The organism is Mesorhizobium sp. M0514 (assembly GCF_040321145.1).
Taxonomy (GTDB): Bacteria; Pseudomonadota; Alphaproteobacteria; order Rhizobiales; family Rhizobiaceae; genus Mesorhizobium.
Window position 1 is genome coordinate 1 of sequence record NZ_JAMYQZ010000160.1, and the last position, 6,703, is coordinate 6,703.

Genomic DNA, 6,703 nt, shown 5'->3' on the forward strand with positions numbered 1-6,703 from the left:
GTGGTGGCGATCGCCACCTTCGGCGGGCTCGCCTACAATATGCGCGTCATGCGCGGCAATCTGCTCGATACGCTGAACGCGCAATATGTCGAGACGGCCAAGGCCAAGGGCCTGACCGGCAGCGCCGTCGTCATGCGCCATGCCGTGCCCAACGCGCTGCACCCGCTCATCATGTATCAGGGCGTGGTGCTGCCCTACATGCTGACCGGCGAGATCGAGACGGCGATCATCTTTGCGCTGCCCACGGTCGGGCCCGCCATCGTCGGCTCGATGGCGGTCGGCGACGTTTATGTCACGGCGACCTTCATGATGGTGCTGTCGGCAACGCTGATCGTCGGCAACATCATCGCCGACATGCTGCTCGCGCTGCTCGATCCGCGCGTACGCCAGTTCAGGGAGAGCTAGATGCTGGCGCGTGACCCATCCCCGCCGCCGCCCCCGGCTGAAGCAACCGCGATTGCGACCCCACGCGGCAATGAGAGCTATATGGCGCTGGTCTGGCGCCGGCTGAGGCGCTCCTGGACCGGCATGGCCGGGCTGATCCTGGTGGTTCTTCTGGTGCTGATGGCGCTGTTCGCCGATTTCTTCGCGCCGATGGACCCCAAGGTGACCGATGTCGCTTTCGCCCCGCCGCAAGTGATGAGTTTTCACGACAGAGACGGGAATTTCGTGCTCCAGCCGCGGGTCTATGCGCTGGCGGATTCTGCTGACCTCGACCCGGTCACCTTCCAGCCGGTCGTCGGGCCGGATTACGAGCATCCGCGCCTGCTCGGCTTCTTCGTCAAGGGCGCCGACTACCGGCTGCTTGGCCTGATCCCCGCCAACCGGCATTTCTTCGCTTCGGCCGACGGCCAGCCGGTGCATTTTCTCGGCACCGACAAATTCGGCCGCGATGTGCTGTCGCGCGCCGTCCAGGGCTCGCGCGTCTCGCTGATGATTGCGCTGACGGTGGTGTTCATCATCACCGTCATCGGCACCACGGTCGGCATGGTCTCGGGCTATTTCGGCGGCCGCTTCGACGTCTGGATGCAGCGCTTCGTCGAGTTGGTGCTCGCTTTCCCGCAATTGCCGCTTTATCTTGCGCTGACGACGCTGATCCCGGTGACCGCGCCGACCAACGTCTTCCTCGCCTTCGTCATCATCGTCATGTCGGCGCTGGGCTGGGCGCAGATGTCGCGCGAGGTGCGCGGCAAGACTCTGGCGCTGGCGCGGATCGACTATGTGCGCGCCGCCATGGCGGTCGGCGCCACCGACATGCGTATCATCATGCAGCACATTTTTCCCAATGTGATGAGCCACGTCATCGTCGCCGTGACCATCGCCATCCCGACGGTGGTGCTGCTCGAAGCCTTTCTCGGTTTCCTCGGCTTCGCGGTGAAACCGCCGCTGATCTCGTGGGGGCTGATGCTGCAGGACACGGCTACCTATTCGGTCATCGGCACCTATCCGTGGATTCTGTCGCCGGTAGGCTTTGTGCTGATCACCGTCTTTGCCTTCAACGCGCTGGGCGACGGCCTGCGCGATGCCGTCGATCCTTATTGAGGTGGCCGGGATGACCGTAGCGCTCGCAGCCACCTTCGCACCAGCCGTCCGGCTCGACCATGCCGGCCGCCACGACCAACCCATCATCGATGCCCGCAACATCGAGGTCGCCTTCAAGGTCGAGCACGGCGTCGTCGACGCGGTGAAGGATGTCTCGTTCCAGCTTTATCGCGGCGAGACGATCGCCATCGTCGGCGAGTCCGGTTCCGGCAAATCGGTAACGGCCCGCGCTGTCATGGGGCTCTTGTCGAAGCGGGCCACCGTGTCGCCGAAATCCACAATCGACTATTGCGGGCAGGACATACTGAAGTTCCCCGAGAGCGCCCGGCGCAAGCTGCGCGGCAACCGCATTTCGATGATCTTCCAGGAGCCGATGAGCTCGCTCAACCCGATCTATACGGTCGGCAGCCAGATCGTCGAGGCGATCAGGGTGCATCGAAAGGTCAGCCGCAAGCAAGCCTGGGCGCGGGCGCTCGAGCTTTTGCGGCATGTCCAGATCCCCGAGCCGGAAGCGCGCATCAAACAGTATCCGCACCAGATGTCGGGCGGGCAGCGCCAGCGCGTTATGATCGCCATGGCGCTCGCCAACGACCCCGATGTGCTGATTGCCGACGAGCCGACGACGGCGCTCGACGTCACGGTGCAGGCGCAGATCCTCAATTTGATCCGCAATCTGCAAAAGGAACTCAGGATGGCGGTCATCCTGATCACCCACGACCTCACCGTGGTGCGGAAATTCTCGGACTATGTCTATGTCATGCAGCATGGCGAGATGTGCGAGCACAACGTTACCGAGCGGCTGTTCGCCGACCCGCAGCATGCCTATACCAAGCGGCTGCTCGCTTCAGAGCCGCACGGCAAGCCGCAGCCGCTGCCGGAAAACAGCGGCACCATCCTCGAGGCCCGCAATATGCGCGTCTGCTTCATGCTGCGCCATGGCAGCTTCCTGAAGCCGGACTGGCGCGAGCTCGTCGCCGTCGACGATCTCGGCCTGAAGCTTTGCCGCCACGAGACACTGGGGCTGGTCGGCGAATCCGGCTCCGGCAAGACCACCTTCGGTCTCGCCTTGCTCAAGCTCACCGAGGCCAAGCGCGGCGAGGTCAGCTTCGACGGCCAGCCGATCCACGGCCTGTCTCGCGCCGGGATGCGGCCGCTGCGCTCGCGCATGCAGGTCGTTTTTCAGGATCCGTTCTCGTCGCTTAACCCGCGTATGACGATCGGCCAGATCATCGAGGAAGGGCTGGTAGTCAACAGGATCGGCGCGACACGGCGCGAGCGGGTCGGTCGGGTTCGCGACGCCCTGGTCAGCGCCGGCATGCCCGGCGATATCCTGTCGCGGTTCCCGCACGAATTTTCCGGCGGCCAGCGGCAGCGCATCGCCATTGCCCGAGCCATCGCGCTGGAGCCCGAATTCATCCTGCTCGATGAACCGACATCGGCGCTCGACCTTTCGGTGCAGGCGCAGATCATCGACCTGTTGCGCAAGCTGCAGGACGAACGCGGCCTTAGCTATCTCTTCATTTCGCACGACCTCAAGGTGGTGCGCGCGCTCTGCCATCGCGTCATCGTCATGCAGAACGGCAAGATCGTCGAACAGGGGCCCGTCGACGAGGTCCTCACCCATCCCAAGACCGCCTACACCGAACGGCTCGTCAGGGCCGCCTTCGACGTGGCGTAGCAAAGTGCCGGAGGCTTAATAGTGGCAAGACATCCCAGGATCACCTTCATTGGCGCGGGTTCGACCGTGTTCATGAAGAACATTGTCGGCGACGTGATGCAGCGGCCATCGCTATCAGGCGCGACGATCGCGCTGATGGACATCAATCCGCAGCGGCTGGAAGAGAGCGCCATCGTTGTCAACAAGCTGATCGCGACTCTGGGCGTGAAGGCGAAGGCTGAGACCTATTCCGACCAGCGCAGGGCGCTCGCCGGCGCCGACTTCGTCGTCGTCGCCTTCCAGATCGGCGGCTTTGAGCCCTGCACCGTCACCGATTTCGAGGTGCCGAAGAAATACGGCCTGCGCCAGACCATTGCCGACACGCTCGGCGTCGGCGGCATCATGCGCGGCCTCCGGACCGTGCCGCATCTGTGGAAGATCTGCGAGGACATGCTGGCCGTCTGCCCCGACGCGATCATGCTGCAATATGTCAACCCGATGGCGATCAACACCTGGGCGATCTCAGAGAAATACCCTGAGATCAAACAGGTAGGCCTCTGCCACTCGGTGCAGGGCACGGCGATGGAACTGGCGCACGATCTCGACATTCCCTACGACGAGATACGCTACCGCTCGGCCGGCATCAACCACATGGCCTTCTACCTGAAGTTCGAGCACCGGCTGCCGGATGGCTCTTACCGCAACCTCTATCCGGACCTGGTCCGCGCCTATCGCGAAGGCAGGGCGCCTAAGCCGGGCTGGAACCCGCGCTGCCCCAACAAGGTGCGCTACGAGATGCTGACGCGGCTCGGCTATTTCGTCACCGAAAGCTCCGAGCATTTCGCCGAATACACGCCCTATTTCATCAAGGAAGGCCGCCCCGACCTGATCGACAAGTTCGGCATTCCGCTCGACGAATATCCCAAGCGCTGCATCGAACAGATCGAGCGCTGGAAGGGCCAGGCCGAGGCCTATCGCTCGGCCGACCGCATCGAGGTCGAGCAATCGAAGGAATACGCGTCCTCGATCATGAACTCGGTGTGGACCGGGGAGCCTTCGGTGATCTACGGCAATGTCCGCAACAATGGCTGCATCACCTCGCTGCCGGACAATTGCGCCGCCGAGGTGCCGTGTCTGGTGGACGCCTCCGGCATCCAGCCGACCTATATTGGCGAGCTGCCGCCGCAACTCACCGCGTTGATACGCACCAACATCAATGTGCAGGAACTGACGGTGCAGGCGTTGATGACCGAAAACCGCGAGCACATCTACCACGCGGCGATGATGGACCCGCATACGGCGGCCGAACTCGATCTCGACCAGATCTGGGCGCTGGTCGATGAGTTGCTGGCGACACATGGCGACTGGCTGCCGACCTGGGCGCGTGGGAGCGCCAAGGTCCGGGCCGCCTGAGCGCTGCTGCTGCGGTATCTACTCCACCGTCAGGCCTCCGGTGGCGCCGGCAACCGGTGGCGCAGTTCCTCGACCAGCACGCGCTCGTTCTCCGAATAGTCGATCGGAACGACGACGAGATGGACGCCACCGCCGGCAAAGGCCTGTTCAAGCGTCGATTGTATTTCTGAGACGGCGCCGACCCTGGTTCCCTTGGCGCCATAGGCCTCGGCATAGCGGACGAAATCGGGATTGCCGAAGGTCATGCCGAAATCGGGGAACTGGTCGACCGCCTGCTTCCAGCGGATCATGCCGAAAGCATTGTCCTCGATGATCAGCACGACCAAATTGAGCTTCAGCCTGACGGCGGTTTCCAGTTCCTGGCTGTTCATCATGAAGCCGCCATCGCCGCAGATCGCCATGACGCGGCGGCCGGGATAGAGCATCGCGGCCGTCATCGCCGAGGGCAGGCCGGCGCCCATCGTGGCCAGGGCGTTGTCGAGCAGCAGCGTGTTGGCGACGCGCGTGCGGTAGTTGCGCGCGAACCAGATCTTGTACATGCCGTTGTCGAGCGCCAGGATGCCATCGGCCGGCATCACCGCGCGCACGTCATGCACCAGACGCTGCGGCGTGAAACGGTCTTCGGTGGCGCGGGCGGCAATGCGGCTCAAAATCCCTTCGCGCAGCGGCAGTAGCGCCTGCGCGTTGGGGATCTTGCCCTCGAGGCGGTCGGCAAGCAGCCTGAGCGAAGCGCCGATGTCGCCGACCACTTCGGTCTGCGGGAAATAGACCTGCTCGACATTGGCCGGCTGGTAACCGACATGGATCACCTTCGGTCCCTTGTCGCCCATAATGAAGGGCGGCTTCTCGATCGTGTCGTGGCCGATAGTGATGATGAGGTCGGCCTGTTCGATGGCCTCATGCACATAGTCGCGCTCGGAGAGCGCGGCGGTGCCCATGTAGAGTTCGGTGCCGCCGGGCACCGTGCCCTTGCCCATCTGCGTGGTGAAATAGGGGATGCCGGTCCTGATCACGAACTGGGCGAGGTCGGAGGTCGAGCGCGGCCGCGATGCGGCGGCGCCCAGCATCGCCAGCGGACGCTGCGCCTTGATGATCATCTCGGCGGCGCGGTCGAGCGCAAGCGGGCTGGCCAGCGGAAGCTCGACCGGATGCGGCGGGATCAGCGCGACATCGTCGCACTCCTCGGCCGCGATGTCTTCGGGCAGTTCCAGATGCACCGGTCCCGGACGCTCCTCTTCGGCAATCCGAAACGCTTCGCGCACCACGGCGGGAATGGTCTTCGCCGAGATGATCTGACGTGACAGCTTGGTCAACGGCTTCATCGCGGCGACGATGTCGACGATCTGGAAGCGGGCCTGGCGCGACGAGCGGATGCCCTTCTGCCCGGTGATCATGATCATCGGCATGGCGCCGAGCAGCGCATAGGCGGCACCCGTCGTCAGGTTCAGGGCGCCGGGTCCCAGCGTGGTGATGCACACACCTGGCTTGCCGGTGAGCCTGCCATGGGTGGCGGCCATAAAGGCGGCTGCCTGCTCATGGCGGGTCAAAATCAGCTGGATCGACGATTTGCGGATAGATTCGACGACGTCCAGGTTTTCTTCGCCGGGAATGCCGAAGATGCGATCGACGCCCTCATTCTCGAGGGCGGCAACAAGCAGGTCAGAACCTTTGGGCACGAAGCATCTCCTCGGCAAAGCGGCGGCGAACCGCGTCGGGATATGATCAGACATAGTGCTGGCAAAGTCCTACCGCGAGGCGCGGCCGCCGCCAATATCGCTCTGCCTTACAGATCCTTCCGTTTCCTGAATTGGCCGGGCGAGACGCCGGCGTGGCGGCTGAAGGCGGTGGAGAAGGCGGCTTCCGAGCTGTAGCCGACCGCCTCGGCGACTTGGCCCAGGCTCTTGCCCTCGTGCAGCAGCCGGCTGGCCTGCCGCATGCGGCAGCCGAAGAGATAGGCCATGGGCGCTTCGCCGACGAGATCGCGAAAGCGGGCGGCAAAGGTTGCCCTGGAGAGCCCGACCGCGCGTGCCAGGGTCTCGATCGTCCAGTCGTGGCCATAGGCTTCATGCAGGGGCGCGAGCGCTCTGGCGA

General features: G+C 64.0%; 6 protein-coding genes. 4 read left to right on the top strand and 2 right to left on the bottom strand.

Annotated features, from left to right (window positions below; genetic code table 11):
- The 4 genes from NKI61_RS31945 to NKI61_RS31960 form a co-directional block, all read left to right on the top strand.
- Window positions 1-405: ABC transporter permease subunit (locus NKI61_RS31945; protein WP_352842316.1), on the top strand; the 405-nt coding region annotated here is incomplete at its 5' end.
- The gene (locus NKI61_RS31950; protein WP_031204340.1) at window positions 406-1,542 is read left to right on the top strand and encodes an ABC transporter permease; all 1,137 of its coding nucleotides are present in this window, start codon (window positions 406-408) and stop codon (window positions 1,540-1,542) included. It abuts the gene before it with no gap.
- 10 nt (window positions 1,543-1,552) lie between these two features.
- A complete protein-coding gene (locus tag NKI61_RS31955; protein ID WP_031244104.1) occupies window positions 1,553-3,220 on the top strand; it encodes an ABC transporter ATP-binding protein in 1,668 nt (555 codons plus the stop codon).
- 21 nt (window positions 3,221-3,241) lie between these two features.
- Entirely contained in the window at window positions 3,242-4,612 is a 1,371-nt protein-coding gene (locus NKI61_RS31960; protein WP_031244103.1) for an alpha-glucosidase/alpha-galactosidase, read from the top strand.
- A 29-nt stretch (window positions 4,613-4,641) separates the two neighbouring features.
- Here NKI61_RS31960 and NKI61_RS31965 read toward each other — a convergent pair whose 3' ends face one another.
- Window positions 4,642-6,288: an acetolactate synthase large subunit gene (locus tag NKI61_RS31965; protein ID WP_023752111.1), complete on the bottom strand. Its 1,647-nt coding sequence runs from the start codon at window positions 6,286-6,288 to the stop codon at window positions 4,642-4,644.
- A 107-nt stretch (window positions 6,289-6,395) separates the two neighbouring features.
- Window positions 6,396-6,703, bottom strand: a 308-nt coding sequence (locus NKI61_RS31970; RefSeq protein ID WP_352842317.1) for a helix-turn-helix transcriptional regulator, incomplete at its 5' end; no start/stop codon positions are given.